Origin of the sequence: Nostoc sp., from assembly GCF_036916575.1 — a bacterium.
Taxonomy (GTDB): domain Bacteria; phylum Cyanobacteriota; class Cyanobacteriia; order Cyanobacteriales; family Nostocaceae; genus Nostoc.
Genome location: NZ_JBALGC010000124.1, coordinates 22,622 through 39,098, shown reverse-complemented (window position 1 = coordinate 39,098; position 16,477 = coordinate 22,622). Strand labels below are relative to the sequence as shown.

15 protein-coding genes are annotated in these 16,477 nt (G+C 42.0%); 9 read left to right on the top strand and 6 right to left on the bottom strand.

Annotated features, from left to right (window positions below; genetic code table 11):
- Nucleotides 1–474: 474 nt before the first annotated feature.
- Nucleotides 475–945, bottom strand: coding sequence for an N-glycosidase (locus V7L29_RS27975; RefSeq protein ID WP_334689559.1), 471 nt, complete (start codon nt 943–945; stop codon nt 475–477).
- Nucleotides 946–1,074: 129 nt separating this feature from the next.
- Here V7L29_RS27975 and V7L29_RS27970 point away from each other — a divergent pair, with 129 nt between their 5' ends.
- Entirely contained in the window at nt 1,075–1,239 is a 165-nt protein-coding gene (locus V7L29_RS27970; protein ID WP_334737502.1) for a hypothetical protein, read from the top strand.
- On the opposite strand, the gene V7L29_RS27965 is transcribed toward V7L29_RS27970, so the two are convergent.
- Complete coding sequence (locus V7L29_RS27965) at nt 1,228–2,835, bottom strand: ATP-binding protein (protein ID WP_334737501.1); 1,608 nt, start codon at nt 2,833–2,835, stop codon at nt 1,228–1,230. The two genes, V7L29_RS27970 and V7L29_RS27965, sit on opposite strands and share 12 nt — an antisense overlap.
- A complete protein-coding gene (locus V7L29_RS27960) occupies nt 2,835–3,515 on the bottom strand; it encodes a response regulator transcription factor (RefSeq protein WP_334689565.1) in 681 nt (226 codons plus the stop codon). Before V7L29_RS27960 ends, V7L29_RS27965 begins: the two co-directional genes overlap by 1 nt.
- Nucleotides 3,516–3,665: 150 nt before the next feature.
- Here V7L29_RS27960 and V7L29_RS27955 point away from each other — a divergent pair, with 150 nt between their 5' ends.
- The 3 genes from V7L29_RS27955 (at nt 3,666) to V7L29_RS27945 (ending at nt 5,418) form a co-directional block, all read left to right on the top strand.
- On the top strand, nt 3,666–3,875 hold the full coding sequence (locus tag V7L29_RS27955; RefSeq protein ID WP_334689562.1) for a hypothetical protein: 210 nt from the start codon (nt 3,666–3,668) through the stop codon (nt 3,873–3,875).
- Between the two features lie 83 nt (nt 3,876–3,958).
- Nucleotides 3,959–4,759 carry an intradiol ring-cleavage dioxygenase gene (locus V7L29_RS27950; RefSeq protein WP_334689563.1) on the top strand — a complete coding sequence of 267 codons (801 nt, stop codon included), beginning with the start codon at nt 3,959–3,961 and terminating at the stop codon, nt 4,757–4,759.
- A gap of 125 nt (nt 4,760–4,884) precedes the next feature.
- Nucleotides 4,885–5,418, top strand: a complete 534-nt coding sequence (locus V7L29_RS27945) for a hypothetical protein (protein WP_334737500.1) — start codon at nt 4,885–4,887, stop codon at nt 5,416–5,418.
- Nucleotides 5,419–6,249: 831 nt separating this feature from the next.
- On the opposite strand, the gene V7L29_RS27940 is transcribed toward V7L29_RS27945, so the two are convergent.
- Nucleotides 6,250–6,684 (bottom strand): hypothetical protein, encoded by a 435-nt coding sequence (locus V7L29_RS27940; RefSeq protein ID WP_334693148.1) that lies wholly within the window; start codon nt 6,682–6,684, stop codon nt 6,250–6,252.
- 269 nt (nt 6,685–6,953) lie between these two features.
- A complete protein-coding gene (locus tag V7L29_RS27935) occupies nt 6,954–9,938 on the bottom strand; it encodes a valine--tRNA ligase (RefSeq protein WP_334737499.1) in 2,985 nt (994 codons plus the stop codon).
- A gap of 114 nt (nt 9,939–10,052) precedes the next feature.
- Between V7L29_RS27935 and V7L29_RS27930 the strand changes: the two genes are divergently transcribed.
- Genes V7L29_RS27930 through V7L29_RS27920 form a run of 3 tightly spaced genes read left to right on the top strand, consistent with a single transcriptional unit; the run spans nt 10,053 to nt 12,726 of the window.
- Complete coding sequence (locus V7L29_RS27930; RefSeq protein ID WP_334737498.1) at nt 10,053–10,442, top strand: GxxExxY protein; 390 nt, start codon at nt 10,053–10,055, stop codon at nt 10,440–10,442.
- A gap of 46 nt (nt 10,443–10,488) precedes the next feature.
- Entirely contained in the window at nt 10,489–11,754 is a 1,266-nt protein-coding gene (locus V7L29_RS27925; RefSeq protein WP_334737497.1) for an MFS transporter, read from the top strand.
- A 15-nt stretch (nt 11,755–11,769) separates the two neighbouring features.
- Nucleotides 11,770–12,726 (top strand): N-acetylglucosamine kinase, encoded by a 957-nt coding sequence (locus V7L29_RS27920; RefSeq protein ID WP_334737496.1) that lies wholly within the window; start codon nt 11,770–11,772, stop codon nt 12,724–12,726.
- Nucleotides 12,727–12,752: 26 nt separating this feature from the next.
- Here V7L29_RS27920 and V7L29_RS27915 read toward each other — a convergent pair whose 3' ends face one another.
- On the bottom strand, nt 12,753–13,472 hold the full coding sequence (locus tag V7L29_RS27915) for a dienelactone hydrolase family protein (protein WP_334737495.1): 720 nt from the start codon (nt 13,470–13,472) through the stop codon (nt 12,753–12,755).
- 213 nt (nt 13,473–13,685) lie between these two features.
- Here V7L29_RS27915 and V7L29_RS27910 point away from each other — a divergent pair, with 213 nt between their 5' ends.
- Together V7L29_RS27910 and V7L29_RS27905 are read left to right on the top strand one after the other, a co-directional pair.
- Nucleotides 13,686–15,275, top strand: coding sequence for an McrB family protein (locus V7L29_RS27910; RefSeq protein WP_334737494.1), 1,590 nt, complete (start codon nt 13,686–13,688; stop codon nt 15,273–15,275).
- Nucleotides 15,266–16,459, top strand: coding sequence for an McrC family protein (locus V7L29_RS27905; protein ID WP_334737493.1), 1,194 nt, complete (start codon nt 15,266–15,268; stop codon nt 16,457–16,459). Before V7L29_RS27910 ends, V7L29_RS27905 begins: the two co-directional genes overlap by 10 nt.
- The last annotated feature ends 18 nt before the right edge of the window (nt 16,460–16,477 follow it).

Genomic DNA, 16,477 nt, shown 5'->3' with positions numbered 1-16,477 from the left:
TCATCCCATTTCAGAAAATTTTTGGTACAAATGTGTTGCTTGGGGCGTACATCTGTTGTAAATATTTTGAAAATGAGATTAAAGGACATTTAATAAGTATCAAATATTTGGCTTGATTCCTTTAGCTTTATAAAGTTTATTTAGGAGAATCTCGAACCCTTTGTTAGATTACCAAATACTTTCAAAATATCCTCTCAAGTCTAAATTTAAGAAAATCTTAATCAGAGACACTCATTAATTTTATATTCTCAATCATCAAACTATTTCAGTAATCCCACCTAAATTAATGCTTTTAAAATTGCTTGGAAATAAAAATATTTTTTTCCCATTTTTGCCCATTATTTCAATTAATTAAGATTTTTTTAAATAAATAACTAAATTATTGGCAACTTACTCCCAGATTTTTGGCTGGGGAATTTTACTATTCCCCGTGTAATTGCTGATTTTATGTTTAATGTAAGTATGATGATGAAATTATTCGTAAATTACTGTTAAAGATAGTAAATTACGGATTTCTTCACGCACACTCATGAGAGTTTTACCGAGATGATTAAGACCAGCTTTATTAGCACCACAGCCCCAAAAAGAATCGGTTGGAGAGTTTTCAACCAAAATCTCATCACCTGTCCTCAGGAGAACTTCTCTAATATCAGTATGAGTGAGAAATTTTTTGAGTACAGCTTCTCGCATAATTTCAGTTTTGACCAAATCCCAGTCTTGACGGAGTTGGCGAGTACTACATCTTCCCAAAGCGGCAGCTTCTTCTGGGGTGGCAGCAACATGGATCAGGGGTATAATTGCCGCATCTGTGCTGCCAACAAATTTTTGCGCTTGATAATAATGCTCAACCGTTGGCCAGTAAGTACCCTGGATGTGGATTTCGTGAGGAGAAAAGTTAGAAAAACAGCCATAAGGCTGCCAAACCTTATAAAAGTAAATGGTCATTTTAAAATTGCTCTTTTATATATCAACTTCAGGGTAGCTGAAAGTTTTAGATTTCAAAACCATTCATTTGTATGAAGGGTTAATAACATACCTGATATTCAATCCCAGGTTTACCATTGATACCCAGGAATGACTCAAAAGGGTAAATTTTGGTCAACAGACGAATTGCTCGCACTCTCAACCCAAAACCGAACTTATCAAACAGATTTTATCTCGGTTCATATCACTGGGGATTCTTTCCAACGACTTATAAAAATTCTCAAAATTTTACGGAGCGATCGCTCAATTGCGTAACTTCATTGGTAAGGTGAGGGTGAACGCTGTTTGACCAAAAGATGTCTGATCAACGGTGAGGTCGCCATGATGTGCCCTGGCAATTTCACGGGCTAGGCTAAGTCCCAGTCCGATTCCTTCTACCTTGCGGGTTCGCGCCGGATCACCGCGATAGAAGCGGTCAAAAATGCGTTCATGTTCGCTCAGTGGAATATCTTTGGATGCATTGGCAATGGTGACGTGGAGAGTTGTTGGAGTTTGATGAGTGCGAATCTGTATCCAGCCGTTGGGGAGATTGTATTTGATGGCATTACTAAACAGGTTTTGCAAAACTTGAATCAGAAGATCGCGATCGCCCAGTAAGCGCAGCCCATCAGTGAAGTCAGTTTGCACACTCAAGTGGGGAGCTAGCATTTCCACATCTTCTAGCATCTCCATGAGCAACTCAGACATATCCACCTCAACCAGGTACAAGCTCATTTTTCCGGCATCTGCCAGAGATAGCAGCAAGAGTTTCCGCATAATTCCACTCAGGCGACGCACCTCATCCAATAGGTTGCTTAAGCGCTGTTGCACTTCACTTCCAGGATCAACCTGTTGCAATGTTCGTTCCAGTTCGCCTTGCAAAATAGTCAGTGGGGTTTTCAGTTCATGAGCGGCGTCACCACTAAAGCGAGAAGCTTGGGTAAAACTGCGTTCCAAGCGTTCCAGCATTTGGTTAAACACCTGAATCAGCAGGGCAAATTCAACATCAGTTGTCCCAATCGGAATCCGCTGATCTAACCCTTTGACAGTCACCTGTTGAATGACGCCCGTTAATTGCCGGATGGGACGTAAAGCACCACCAGAAACCAACCATGCTCCGATCGCAACCAGTAGGAACGCTCCTGGAATTGAAACCAGGAAGATATTGCGAATGGTAGCCATTTCTTGATCGACGGCTTGTAGATTAACGGCAATGGCAACCTGAATATTAGGAAATTTAGCTGTCCCAATCCGCCAAGCTGCTGTTGCTGTCTGCTCAGTGACAAATTGAGGTGGGCGGGGAGGAATCAGGGGTGGCGGCTCAACGGATGGATTTGTATTGGAGGGTAAAGGTGGTGGTTCTCTATTGGGAGGCGGTGGTAGAGGTGCCAACTGGAGACGCCCAAGCAGTAGACGATTCACCTCAACGTCGGTAGGTAGGGAGTTGGATTGATAAAGTATGTTGCCGTTTGCATCAAGTACCAGTAAGGCAATGGGAGTTTTTGTATTGGTTCCGAAGGCATAAGATAAGGAGTCTTCGTAAAACTGCCATCGCGAGCGATCAAGCGAGGGTCGGCTTCCTTTGCTTAGAACTTCTCTTTTCAGAGACGCTGCCCGTAGCTTGCTTCCACCTACCACTTCGTGGAAGCAAGCTACGCGGAGCGTTCCGTAGGAAAGTGGTACGGGAGGTTCCCCCGGTGGAGGCAAGTTCGGAGTTGCCCGCATCAAGTGATTTAATAGTTCTGCATCAAGACGGCTAATCTTAGCATTGTAAATTTGAAACCAGGAAACTGCGCCAAATCCTACTAATGCGCTTCCAGCTAGAGCCGCAGACAACAGGGCAATCCGGAGTCGAAATGAAGGGAGTTTCATCAGCAAGGGTCTGGCTTGCGAAACCGATATCCAACCCCTCGAATGCTTTCAATCCAGACTACTTCAGCAATGGGGTCAATCTTTTTACGAATTCGTTGGATACAAACATCCACGACGTTGGTGTTGGGGTTAAAGTCGTAGCCCCAAACATGTTCCAGAATTTGGGTACGGGTGAAGACCCGTCCGGGAGAGCGCATGAGATACTCCAGAAGATTAAACTCGCGAGTGGTGAGTTCTATCGCCTGGTGATTGCAAGTGACTTCCCTAGTGATGCGATCGAGTTTGAGGGGCCCAACGCAAAGCAGATTTTGGCGCTCGCTTACACTCCGGCGGACAACCGCATGAATTCGAGCTGCTAACTCTTCCACAAAAAACGGTTTAGCGATATAGTCATCGGCTCCCAAATTTAGTCCTTGCAAGCGATCGTCTAGTTCATTCCGAGCCGTCAACAAAATCACCGGAGCATTCCGACCTTGCCGCCGCAAGAGTTTTAGAATCGATAGTCCATCCTTTCCCGGCACCATAATGTCGAGTACAATTACATCATATTCGTTGTCTAATGCCCGCAGATATCCTTCATCACCGTTATCGCAGTAGTCTACAACAAATCCCTGCTCCTTCAATCCAGCCCGGACAAAGTTGGCAATTTTCGCTTCATCTTCGACAAACAAAACATTCACAAGCATTTATTACTTCACATATTGTTCCATTTTAAATTCATTATTTTTTTGTTTAAATTACAGTTTTGTAATTTAAAAAATAGACAAGCTGTAATTTTGAGATGGCTCAATTAGAAATATCAATACCTTACCTTTTGAAGGTTGATTTTTATGAATATTCGTCGAGTGTTAGCTGTAGCAGCGATTCCTTTTGTGATTGGTACATTCGGTACATTCGGTTTCATTGTACCCAATCAGGCAAATGCCGCTAATCCATCTCATCGGAACGCACAGATTTCACAACAGCCCCAAAGACCACAGAATGAATCGCACAGACCTGATGATAAACCACAGGTCAAGCATCGGCGACCACGCCCATAGCAGAAAAAACGTCCTCCCCAACCTCAAAATCAGGGCGCAGGTCAAAATCGGATAGGACACAATAACCGTTAATTGAAGCGCCCTTGGATTTCGCCTCGCCAAATCAGGCGATCGCAATTAATTCAAAAGCAGGGTGGACTGTAATCATGAACAACAAAAATCGCCAATTAGGTTTGATTTTCAGTCGAAGAGATGTACTTGCTCTATTTAGGACAGCCGGAACGGCAATACTTGTGGTTGGATGCATACCAAGAAAGTCGAGTGTAGCCAATTCTGCTATGTTGCCCGCCTGTGTCCTTAGTCCAGAACAGACCGAAGGCCCTTATTTTGTGGATGAGAAGCTCAATCGCTCCGATATCCGTTCCGATCCGGCGGATGGTTCGGTGAAAGACGGTGTGCCACTTTATCTGACACTGCAAGTTTCTCAAATTGGCAATACTGGCTGTACACCACTTGCAGGTACGATCATAGATGTTTGGCACTGTGACGCACTGGGTGTCTATTCGGATGTAAAAGACCAAAGTTTTAGTACCGTCGGTCAAAAATTCTTGCGCGGCTATCAAGTAAGCAATGCGAATGGAACTGTCCAGTTCACAACCATTTACCCTGGTTGGTATCAAGGCAGAACCGTCCATATCCATTTTAAGGTTCGCACGGATGCGACATTAAAGCAGCCTTATGAGTTTACGTCGCAGCTATATTTTGATGACTCGATCACTGATCAGGTACATACCCAGACACTCTATGCCAGCAAGGGACAGCGCACGCAGAAGAATGCTGATGACGGAATTTTTCAAAGTGATGGCGATCAAATGGTGCTCAAGCTCACCAAGAAGGGACAAGGTTACGCAGCAACTTTTAATATCGGGCTGAGGATTACGTGATTTTAGTAGAAGAGTTAGGGCTTAAATGACAAAAATTACACAACTGTAATTTAGAAGCAGGGCAAAGTGTAATTTTGGGTTAGTTGAATCAGAAATGTAAACAATCTATCTTTTGGATGTAGATAATGAATATCCGTCGAGTATTAGTTGTGACAGCAATACCTGTTTTGGTGGGCACATTTGGTATTATTTCACTCAACCAAGCAAATGCCGCTAATCAATTCCATCAAATTGTACAGGCGCAACTACCGCCCAACCAACCACCGGAAGGACAGCCGCGTCCGCCTCGACCTGATTTTGCAGCCGCTGCGGCAAAGTTAGGAGTTACAGAAGCACAGTTAAAGGCTGCCTTAGGAGTCCCTGCCAATCCTCCAAATCCAGGCGATCGCAATCAGCGTCCACCCCGACCTAATTTTGCAGCCGCTGCGGCAAAGTTAGGAATTACAGAAGCACAGTTAAAGGCTGCCTTAGGAGTCCCTGCCAATCCTCCAAATCCAGGCGATCGCAATCAGCGTCCACCTCGACCTGATTTTAAGTCAGCTGCGACAAAGCTGGGTGTCACTGAACAACAGTTGATCGACGCACTAGGCGTTCCACCTCATCCTCCTGGCGTTAGTGGAGCCTCTCCTCAGGAAAATCGCCCTAATCCACCAAAATAACTGAACATTATCTAGATTAGGACTTACGCATCAGGTACGAAATGTAGGGGCAATACCCTGCCCATTGGTGTCAACTTAACGTGAAAGCTAGATTTGGCGAACTTTCCAGGTTTGACCCTCACCCCCAACCCCTCTCCCAATTTTGGGAGAGGGGGGCAAATTCTCTAGTTCTCCTTCTCCCAAGTTGGGAGAAGGGGTTAGGGGATGAGGGCAAAACGTCCTCTCAAAGCAGATTTTTTCTTAAGTTGACACCAATGTACCCTGCCTTAAGCTAATAGGCTTGGGTTAAGAATTTCTTCCTTCTCTTTGCGTCCTTTGCGTCCTTCTCTACCAGACGCTGCGCGTTGGCGGAAGCCCCTCGTAGAGAAGGCGGTAGCCTGCGGCAAGCCGCTCCGCGTCTACGTTAAAAAAATTGACTTGAAGAAAGAGTTTTAGCCTTAACCCAAGCGTATTGTGCCTTAAGCCGCAACTCTTAGAGACGCTTTGCGTAGCTTGCTTGGACGTAGGAGTATGCGTCTACATGAATTGCCCCTACGGTCAATCAAGGCTTTCACTGCCTTTTTGCGTAAGTCCTATAGATTAAGGAAAAAATTAAATTATCCATTAATCGTAGTAGTGTGGAAAGTCTAAAATAACGCCTTCTAATTCTTCTGTGGGATGGAGAGAAGTCTGTAGCTTGCTTCTTGCAGGCTACCACAGAGGTGCAGAGAACACAGACACACCAAAGAAATGCTTAACTGAACTGTATTGTTCTATAACGAGGGTTTCACCGTTTTAAACGCGGTCACTTGCGGGTGTTGTAGGCTTTATGGACAATACAATTAGAAACTTTTAATTTTCCTCTTCGGGATCATCATTTTTCTCACGTTTGAGGGTTTCTTCTAAGGCTTGAATTTGTTCACGACGAGCTTCCAATTCTAAGGAACGTCGCGCTATGTCTTGGTTTTGCAATGTCAGGGATTGTCGCCAATGTTCTGCTCGTTCAGCTTCCTGCTGCAAAAATTCTGGGGTAATGCCGATGGTGAGATAGCTTTGTATCAGATGGAGTACCCAGTTGGTGGCGTCTTCTAGTTTTTCAATGTCGCCTGTAGGGGAAAGTTCCACTAAAACAAGCAAGTTCTCACTCATAATCTTTCCCTTTCCTAGCAGAATGGGTGTTTCTTCCGAAATTATTGCCCACAAGTTATCAGCTTCTTGACGCGCTAACAAGCGTAACTGGTGCTGGTCTAAAAAATCGTTTTTACCCACCTGGGCTAGATATAGCATGAGAGTCGCTTCGCTCCAATTCAAAATTCACGCATTCAAAATTAATAAAAAATTTAATAAAAAAATAAGTGCCAGAATTGATATTTGGATCTTGTTAATTGGTAATGGGTAATTGGGAATTATTGACACTCCCATTACCCATTACAGTTATCCTAAGCCACGCAGGTGATACCTACGACAACCTCCTGTGTTATTTGTGGGCATGGTGCCAGTGGATGGTTATCCTAAGCCACGCAGGTGATACCTACGACAACCTCTTGAGACGATGCCTACGGCAACGCTTCAAGGCGTACGCGCAAAATTTCTGCTTGCTTGTGTGCTTCGGCTAAAGCGTCCCGCGCTCCTTGCACTACGTCTGCTCTAGCTCTATCTACAAAACTAGGATTGTTTAATCTGGCGCTCAGGGACTGAACTTCTGCTTCTGCTTTACTCAGACTTTTCTCTAGCTTGGCACGCACAACTTCAATATCCACTACGCCGCTGAGGGGAATTAGCACTTGTATTGTACCAATCACACCAGCAATGGAATTTTCTGGTTCTTGTGGTTGTTCTAATTCTCTCTGCGGGAAAAAGCGTCTCCATAAATTTTGTCTTGCTTGAGCAGTGAGTAAGTTTTGGCTAACAAACCAAGCTGTGTAACCAAAACCAACTATTTCAAAGAAAGTTCCGACGATGGGAGTGTCATCAATGGCATTCCCCACAGCTAAACCCAATCTACCAAGGAAAATGGCCACAACAATTAAGCCAATTATCTTCAAACCCCTCTGAGGTTTTTTAGCAGCAACAGGTTGGTTTTCTTGCTTGTCAGTAATGCTTAAAGTTTCAACCTTAGCCAAATCTTTTATATAAGACTGTCCAGCAGTAAGAATTTCTCGCTCCTTCTCACTTTCAGTTTGCAAATTCGCTGTCACTTTTACTCCTGGCTTAATATCCGCCTCAGCACGCAAATTCCGAATTGTGCGGATAGTGGCAAGCAGCAATTCAAACTGTTCCTCTAAGGCTGCATCAACCAAGTTTGCATCCACCTGGGGATAGATTTGTAAGGCTAAAGTTTGCGGGGAATCTGCTGATTGTTGGGTGAGAGTCTGCCAAATTTCCTCGGTAATATGCGGCATGAAGGGATGAAGCAGTTTCAAAATTCCTTCCAATACGTAGGCGAGGGTTTGCTGTGCTACCCGCCGCGATTCTGGATCTGCATCTGCTTGCAATCTGGATTTCACCAGTTCAATATACTGATCGCAGAAATCACCCCAAATGAATTCATACAATCCTTTAGCTGCTTCTCCTAAACCGTAATTATCGATGTAATTAGTGGTTTGTTTAACAACTTGATGATACCGCGAGAGAATCCAGCGATCGCTCAATTCTGTGGCGACTGGATTCCCCAATTGTTGCGGTGTCTGTCCATCCAAATTCATCATCACAAACCGGGCAGCATTCCACAACTTGTTAGTAAAGTTGCGGGATGCCTCCACCGATGCTGATTCATCCTTTTTGCGATCGTACTCCAACCGGATATCTTGACCCGCACCAGCCACTTCCCTAATTAGGGTATACCGCAAAGCATCAGTACCATATTTGTCAATTAATAACAACGGGTCAATCCCATTACCTTTGGTCTTTGACATCTTCTGGCCTTTTTCATCCAGCACCAAGCCGTGCATGTAAACTGTTTGGAAAGGCATTTGCTGCGTAAAATGCCCAGCCATCATGGTCATTCTAGCTACCCAGAAAAAGATGAGATCAAAGCCTGTCACCAAAGTGGTAGTCGGGTAGTAAGTTGCTAAATCCTGAGTTTGTTCCGGCCAGCCCAAAGTCGAAAATGGCCAGAGTCCAGAAGAAAACCAAGTATCTAGCACATCTGGGTCTTGTTCTAGCTTGACATTTTCGCCAAATTGCGGCTTAGCTTTCTCCCAAGCTTCGGTTTCCGATTTCGCCACTACAAACGGTGTATTATCAATAATTTGCCCATCGGTTTCACTGATAGCGTACCAAGCAGGAATTTGGTGTCCCCACCATAATTGGCGAGAGATACACCAATCAGTGAGTTTTACTAGCCAATCACGATAAACTTTTGTCCAGCGTTGGGGGACAAACTCCGGTGAATTTTGTTCATCGAGGAATTCGAGAGTGTTGTCAGCTAGGGGGCGAATTTTGACGAACCACTGAGTCGAGAGGAGGGGTTCAATGGGTACTTTACCGCGATCGCTGTAGGGAACGGTATGTTTATAATCTTCTATCTTCACCAGAAAGCCATCTGCTTCTAAGCGAGAAACCACATTTTTTCTAGCAACAAAGCGGTCTTGTCCTTGAAATTCCCCAGCATTAGCGTTGAGAGTGCCGTCTTTGTTCATAATATTAATCAACGGCAGATTGTGACGCTTACCCATGTCAAAATCGTTCGGGTCATGGGCAGGAGTTATTTTCACACAACCCGTGCCGAAAGTAGGGTCAACAAATTCATCGCCAATGATCGGAATTTCTCGGTGTAGAATGGGCAGAGTTACAGTTTTACCAATGAGATGTTTGTAGCGATCGTCATTGGGATTAACTGCTACAGCCGTATCGCCCAGCATCGTTTCTGGTCGAGTTGTCGCCACTTCTACAAAACCAGAACCATCGGTGAGGGGATAGCGGAAGTGCCAGAGATTTCCATTCACCTCTTGATTTTCCACTTCCACATCAGACACAGCCGACTGAGAAGCGGGACACCAGTTAACTAAATATTCACCACGATAAATTAAGCCTTCCTCGTAAAGGCGAGTAAACGCCTCGACAACAGCTTTAGATAAACCCTCATCCAGGGTAAACCTTTCCCGTGACCAGTCCACTGAGACACCCAAGCGTCGTAGCTGATTTAGAATCGTTCCCTCAGACTCCGCCTTCCATTGCCAAGCGCGTTCTAAAAATTTCTCGCGCCCCAATTCGTAGCGAGTCTTACCCTCTGTCTTAAGTTGCTTTTCCAGCATACTATGCACAGCAATGCTGGCGTGGTCAGTTCCGGGTAGCCATAGGGTATTGCGTCCCTGCATCCGGTGGTAGCGCACGAGGGTATCAATTAAGGCACTTTCAAAAGCGTGACCCATGTGTAAGCTACCGGTGACATTCGGCGGCGGAATGACGATGCAGTAGGGTTCGCCGCCTTTGTTGGGGTCAGCTTTGTAAACTTGGTTGTCTTCCCAGAATTTTTGCCACTTGGCTTCGGTGGAAAAGGGGTCGTAGAGACTGGGGAGATTGGGAATGGTTGCGGTCATGCGGGGCAAACTAAGGAAGGACTTTAATAAATTTTGCCACAGGGTTGGAGAGGGATTATATGGAAACGAACCGCGAAGGACGCAAAGGACGCAAAGGAAGAGGAGGAAGGTAAGATGAGGCAACCGAGTGCTCAGTTAGAAAACTTAGCTTATAGGGTGATTGGGGCAGCGATTGAGGTACATCAGGTATTAGGAGCGGGGTTTTTAGAGGAGGTTTATCACAAGGCGTTGAGAGAAGAATTTCTGATTCGCGGAATACCTTATGAATTTGAGCATCCAGTAAAAGTACACTACAAAGGTCATTCAGTAGGCGAGGGAAAATTAGATTTTTTGGTTGGAGACTCTCTAATTGTTGAATTGAAAGCTGTCCAAAACTTAGCCCCCATTCATGAAGCCCAAGTCCTCTCCTACCTTAAAATGACTCATTACCCTCTAGCCCTTCTTATCAACTTTAACGTCCCTCTCCTCAAAGACGGCATCAAACGCATCATACTCTCTTCTTAATTTTCTTTGCGCTCTTTGCGTCCTTTGCGGTTCGTTCCCCAAATTCATGAAACACCAAACAACCTCCCCTTGGATATTCATCCCCACCCTATATTTCACCTCCGGCATACCTTACGTCATCATCAACACAGTTTCCGTAATCTTTTACAAAAAACTGGGAATAGATAATACTCAAATCGCCTTATGGACAAGTTTTCTCTATCTACCTTGGGTCATCAAAATGTTTTGGGGCCCAATTGTCGATATTTACTCTACCAAACGCAAATGGATACTTTATACCCAATTTGCCATGTTCGCTTGTTTAGGTTTGATGGCCTTATCCTTACAACTGCTAAATTTCTTTTTCATCTCTCTTGCAACATTAACAATAGGAGCATTTATTTCTGCAACTTATGACATTGCCACAGATGGCTTCTATCTGCTGGCTTTATCTCCTGAACAACAAGCCTTCTTTGTCGGTATTCGCTCACTGTTTTATAGACTTGCTGTAATCTTTGGCTCTGGGATATTAGTAGTTTTAGCAGGTCAGCTTGAAGGATCTCTCAATAACATTCCTTTAAGCTGGACAATAGCTATTAGCTTCTCAGCTTTAATTTTAGCAATTCTATTTATTTTACATCGCCTAATTTTACCCTTACCTGAATCAGATAACCAACAACAAATACAAGCTAGGGAAAATATACCCTTTTGGTCAATCATTAGCTCATATTTTGCTCAAGAGAAGATTATAGTTATTTTAGCATTTATCTTACTTTACAGATTTGGTGAAGCAATGCTTGTCAAGATAGCTTCTTTATTTTTATTGGACAAGCCAGAAGTAGGGGGCTTAGGACTATCAACATCAGATGTCGGATTAGTCTACGGGACATTTGGTGTAATATCCCTGATTTTTGGAGGGATATTAGGAGGCTTACTAATTTCTAAATATGGATTAAAAAAGTGTTTGTTTCCTATGGCTTTGGCGTTAAACTTGCCTGATATATTTTATGTGTATATGGCTTACATTAAACCTTCGCTAACATTAGTGTATCCCTTGGTTTCTTTGGAGCAATTTGGGTATGGTTTTGGATTTACCGCTTTTAGTGTTTATTTAATGTATATTTGCCAAGGCGAATATAAAACTTCTCATTTTGCTATCTCCACTGGCATCATGGCTTTAGGAATGATGCTACCAGGTTTAATTAGTGGTTATCTGCAAAAAGCTTGTGGCTATCCATTATTTTTTATTTTGGTTTGTTTGCTGACCATTCCTGGGATGATTGCTCTATTTTTTATACCTTTAAAAGCAGAACCAAAGCATCAGAATAATTAACCTTACTACCGAATTATGAGTTACGTTTTGGGAATAGATGGCGGTGGTAGCAAGACTGTTTGCATACTAATGAATGATTTGTGTCAAGTACTAGGTCGCGGTGAAGCAGGCTCATCTAATTATCAGAGTATAGGTATTGAAGCTACTCTACAATCTATTCAATCTGCAATTCACAATGCAGTTGAGGCAGAAATAATTACAAATACCCTGAAGATTGATGCGATATGCCTGGGTTTAGCAGGTGTAGGTCGTGCAGCAGATATCGAAGTAGTAAAAGCTTTAGTACAAGACTTGCAGAATAACAAATTACCTATTATTTGGGCATTACAGCCAACGAATATTCTAATTTGTAACGATGCTTTAATTGCTTTAGTTGGTGGAATTGGTCAGTCTGTAGGAATTGTGGTTGCAGCAGGTACTGGTTCGATAGTTTTTGGGCGAAATCATCAGGGACATACCAAACGAGTCGGCGGCTGGGGGTATATTTTAGGAGATGAAGGTAGCGCCTATAAAATTGCGATCGCAGGCATGAATGCAGCATTAAAATCTTATGATGGACGGGAAATATCAACGAGTTTGCTGGAGGATTTCAAACAGCATCTTGATTTAGAAAGTATAGAAGATTTAATAGAAGTAGTCTATCGACGAGAGTGGGGAGTTAAACAGATAGCGGCTTTAGCACCAATTGTAGATTTTGCAGCAGCGTCAGGTGATATAGTAGCGAATATCATCATTAATGATGCTGTCAAAGAGTTAGTGAAAGCTACATCTACAGTAATTGATGCTATTTTTACTGCCGACTCAGTTTTGGAAGTAGTCACCACAGGAAGTGTGTGGCGAGGGAAATGCAAGATCCATGAAAGATTTGCAGCATCAATTGTTAAAAATTTTCCGGAAGTAAAGGTGATATTTCCGAGAGATGAACCTGCTTATGGTGCTGGTTTGTTAGCGTTGCAGACAACTCAAAAGTGACGCGAAGAAAGCAATAATATAAGTTTTCACTCTGCAAATATGCGCCTTAAAAAAGTTACTATTTCAGACCAAGCTGCGGTGCTAGCACTAGAATCATAACGATAACCGTCGTCGCGCATGAATGTATGCTCTGCTTCATACAAGAAAACTTGATGATGTATGTTAGCATTTTCAATTGCTTTTATTATGGTTTGGCGATCGCTCTCTGGTATATGAGGGTCAAGAGTACCGAATACCATTAGCATCTCGCCTTTAATTTCACTTACCCGCTGGATTGTATCAGCTACTTCTTTACCGAGTTTACCACTGGGAATACCAGTAGGGTAACAGCAAACAGCAGCCCGAATTTCGCTTTGAAATGCGGCGCGGAAAGCTAAATGTCCACCAATACAAAAGCCGAGAGTGCCTATTTGATTTGGAGAAACTGCACTCTCTGTTTTCAGAAATTCAATCACAGCAAGGCAATCGGTATCATAATCAGCTACCGAGGTTCGACGCGCATCGTCATTACCCCGCATCCTTCCCAAATCGTCTGGCTCAATTCGGTGAAAAATTTCTGGCGCTGCTACTACATAGCCGTATCCTGCTAAGTAGTTAGCTAGACGAATCATTGGATCGCCTAGCTGATAAATATCACTATAGAAGACAATACCAGGATATTTTCCTGCTGCTTTGGGAGCCGCAACATAAACACGCATCAAACTGCCATCTACTCTTAACTCAACGTTGCGCTTAGTGATTTGCACTTTTTTATCTCCGTGTTACGCTTGCTATCATTAGCTTCTACACTGTAGCGCCGCAGTATCCGGTTACTTTCAACCCACAATTTGGCGTTCTTTTACCATCAATGCGATCGCTTAATATCCCCAGTGAAAGTTTGTTGCGATCGTCTTAATAGTTAATAAATAAGTATTAAATGTTATAAAGTAATGAATTTGGCTATTTAGATCATCTGTAATATGAATCAAAAAAATATTCTTACTTGGGGTGATGTAGCTTACGCTTCACGAATTGCGACTGGAGGATCAAAGCAAGAATGGGAAGCTTTAGAACTGATTTGGCAAGCATGGGAAATAATAGTCTACACCGGACTTGGAAATTATTCTAATAAAGGTGAGCTTTTGCTAGTAGTTATAAGATTTTTTGCTATTGTAAGTTTTTACCTGGAATTTTTTAATGATTATTATTGGGAATACTATATTAATAATTACAGTAGAGAGTGGCTTAAAGGTATTCACATAACTCATGAGTATAATGAATACATAATCGACTGTGTAAATGCTTTACACTGCCCTATACTACCGAAATCCCAACCAAATAATCTACTTGTGTACTTTGTCGATAATGCTTTACAGCAAGTAATGCAAGTACTGATGGATAGCCTAGACAGTGACTCAATGCTATTTAAATCTGTATGGGAAATTAAGCACCAGCAGTTTAAAGTGGATGGAGATATATATGATTTGCAAAGAATAGAAGCTGAAATAATCAGTGAGAGTAGATTTTTGGATAAGATCATCAACTTAGCCGAAATACATGAAACTTATAATCAAGATAATAAATTTATTATAGATGAAACTGCAATTATAGAAATATTTTTTGACGAAGATAATATAGACAAAAATTGGATGAAATGCACAACTAATAAAAATGTTCAGCAATCTCAAGAAGTTATAGATGCTACTAATAAATTTGTGGCTTTTTTTTCCTTTTATCAAATAAAACCTAAATATTCTACTAAGCAGATTTCTCAGGAAACTGGATTTAATGAAACAGAGTTAGGACGCTGGATACGTACAATTAATCGCAAAAAGCAAATAATTTTATACGGTTCTCCTGGAACAGGAAAAACCTTTATTGCTGAACACCTTGCAAAACATTTAATAGGTGGTAATGATGGCTTTTCAGAACTTCTGCTATTTCACCCTACATACTCTTATGAGGACTTTATTCAAGGTATACGTCCTCAAAGCCAAGATGGACAATTAATATACCCTTTGCTTTCAGGCAGTTTTCTAAAATTCTGCAAAGAAGCAGAGTCTCATCAAGGAACTTGCGTTTTAATTATCGATGAAATAAACCGTGCTAATCTTACACAGGTTTTTGGCGAACTAATGTACTTACTTGAGTACCGAAATAGAGAAATTCCACTAGCTGCTGGTAACACTTTTCGCATTCCAGAAAATGTTCGCATTATTGGGACAATGAATACAGCAGATAGGTCTATCGCCAATATAGATCATGCGCTACGCCGCCGCTTTGCATTTATTGAACTTCGCCCAAACTATGAGGTACTGCGAAGTTATCACCGAAAAAGAGGTTTTGCAGTAGAGGGATTAATTAACATTTTACAGCAATTAAATCAGGCGATCGCAGATAAAAACTACGAAATTGGTATTTCATTCTTTTTAACAGATAACCTACGTGAAGATATAGAAGATATATGGCGTATGGAAATTGAGCCATATTTAGAAGAGTACTTTTTTAACCAGCTAGAAAAAGTAGATGAGTTTCGCTGGAATCAAATCAAAAATAAACTATGGATATAGACTCAGTACAACCTAAAATTATTGAACTTACAGAATATGAAAATAAATCATTTCAGCGTAATGAAATACCCTATTCAGATGGAGTCGAGTTATACAAAAAATACAAAACACAAGTTGACATAGAATTTCCTACTTATTTAACGAGAGAACATTGGAAACTCAAAGCTAGAGGATGGGTAGGTTACATTCCTGTAACTCCTGAATTGCATCTAAAAATAAATCCGAAAGTGCCTATCCAAAACCTCTTCGGAATGCTGAAATATGCCTACAATTTAAAAGGTTTTCGCTTTCTCGAAGGGCTGATGGATTGTGAATCTCTAGAGGAATTTTATAATAATCTGGCTCATGTCTTAGCCGATAAAGTGTTAGAGCGATGCCGCAAAGGATTATATCGTACTTACTTGCTTAAAACACAGCAGCTTTCTTATGTGCGTGGAAGGCTAGATATACAACAGGTAATTCAAAAGCCGTGGAATGTTAAACTTAAATGCGATTACGAAGAACACACGGCTGATATTAAAGAAAATCAAATCCTGGCATGGACACTTTATATCATTGGTCGTAGCAGTTTATGTTCAGAAAGAGTATCACCAACAGTACGAAAAGCTTATCACGCTCTACAAGGATTAGTATCGTTGCAACCTTGTAGTGCAGAAGATTGTATCGCCAGACAGTATAATCGCCTTAATCCAGACTATGAACTACTACATAATTTATGTCGATTCTTTTTAGAAAATAGTAGTCCAAGTCATCAAAGGGGAAATTACAAAACCCTACCCTTTCTCGTCGATATGGCGCATTTATATGAACTTTTTGTTGCAAAATGGCTTCAGAAAAACACGCCACAAGGCTATTTTTTCAAACAGCAGCATTCAATAGAAATTAGTCATAATCGGCACTTCAGTATAGATATATTACTGTGTGATGCTGCTACTGGCAAAACAATAGCAATTTTGGATACAAAGTATAAATCCCCTGAATTGGCAGGATATACAGATATTCATCAAATGATCAGCTACGCCAACACAACAAAATGCAAGGAAGCCTTTTTGATATACCCCAAAGACTTGACACAGCTACTAGATATTAAAAGTGATCAAATCCGAGTCCGCAGTCTCACCTTTTCTCTAAATGATAATCTTGATCGCGCAGGTCAAACCTTCTTAAAAAACCTTTTCTCCTAATCCCCTCAAAACTCACAC

What these genes read in the sequence shown, in the direction of transcription:
- V7L29_RS27975 (WP_334689559.1), bottom strand. Translation starts at nt 945, where the DNA reads ATGACCATTTACTTTTATAAGGTTTGGCAGCCTTATGGCTGTTTTTCT.
- V7L29_RS27970 (WP_334737502.1), top strand. Translation starts at nt 1,075, where the DNA reads ATGACTCAAAAGGGTAAATTTTGGTCAACAGACGAATTGCTCGCACTC.
- V7L29_RS27965 (WP_334737501.1), bottom strand. Translation starts at nt 2,835, where the DNA reads ATGAAACTCCCTTCATTTCGACTCCGGATTGCCCTGTTGTCTGCGGCT.
- V7L29_RS27955 (WP_334689562.1), top strand. Translation starts at nt 3,666, where the DNA reads ATGAATATTCGTCGAGTGTTAGCTGTAGCAGCGATTCCTTTTGTGATT.
- V7L29_RS27945 (WP_334737500.1), top strand. Translation starts at nt 4,885, where the DNA reads ATGAATATCCGTCGAGTATTAGTTGTGACAGCAATACCTGTTTTGGTG.
- V7L29_RS27940 (WP_334693148.1), bottom strand. Translation starts at nt 6,684, where the DNA reads ATGCTATATCTAGCCCAGGTGGGTAAAAACGATTTTTTAGACCAGCAC.
- V7L29_RS27935 (WP_334737499.1), bottom strand. Translation starts at nt 9,938, where the DNA reads ATGACCGCAACCATTCCCAATCTCCCCAGTCTCTACGACCCCTTTTCC.
- V7L29_RS27930 (WP_334737498.1), top strand. Translation starts at nt 10,053, where the DNA reads ATGAGGCAACCGAGTGCTCAGTTAGAAAACTTAGCTTATAGGGTGATT.
- V7L29_RS27925 (WP_334737497.1), top strand. Translation starts at nt 10,489, where the DNA reads ATGAAACACCAAACAACCTCCCCTTGGATATTCATCCCCACCCTATAT.
- V7L29_RS27920 (WP_334737496.1), top strand. Translation starts at nt 11,770, where the DNA reads ATGAGTTACGTTTTGGGAATAGATGGCGGTGGTAGCAAGACTGTTTGC.
- V7L29_RS27910 (WP_334737494.1), top strand. Translation starts at nt 13,686, where the DNA reads ATGAATCAAAAAAATATTCTTACTTGGGGTGATGTAGCTTACGCTTCA.
- V7L29_RS27905 (WP_334737493.1), top strand. Translation starts at nt 15,266, where the DNA reads ATGGATATAGACTCAGTACAACCTAAAATTATTGAACTTACAGAATAT.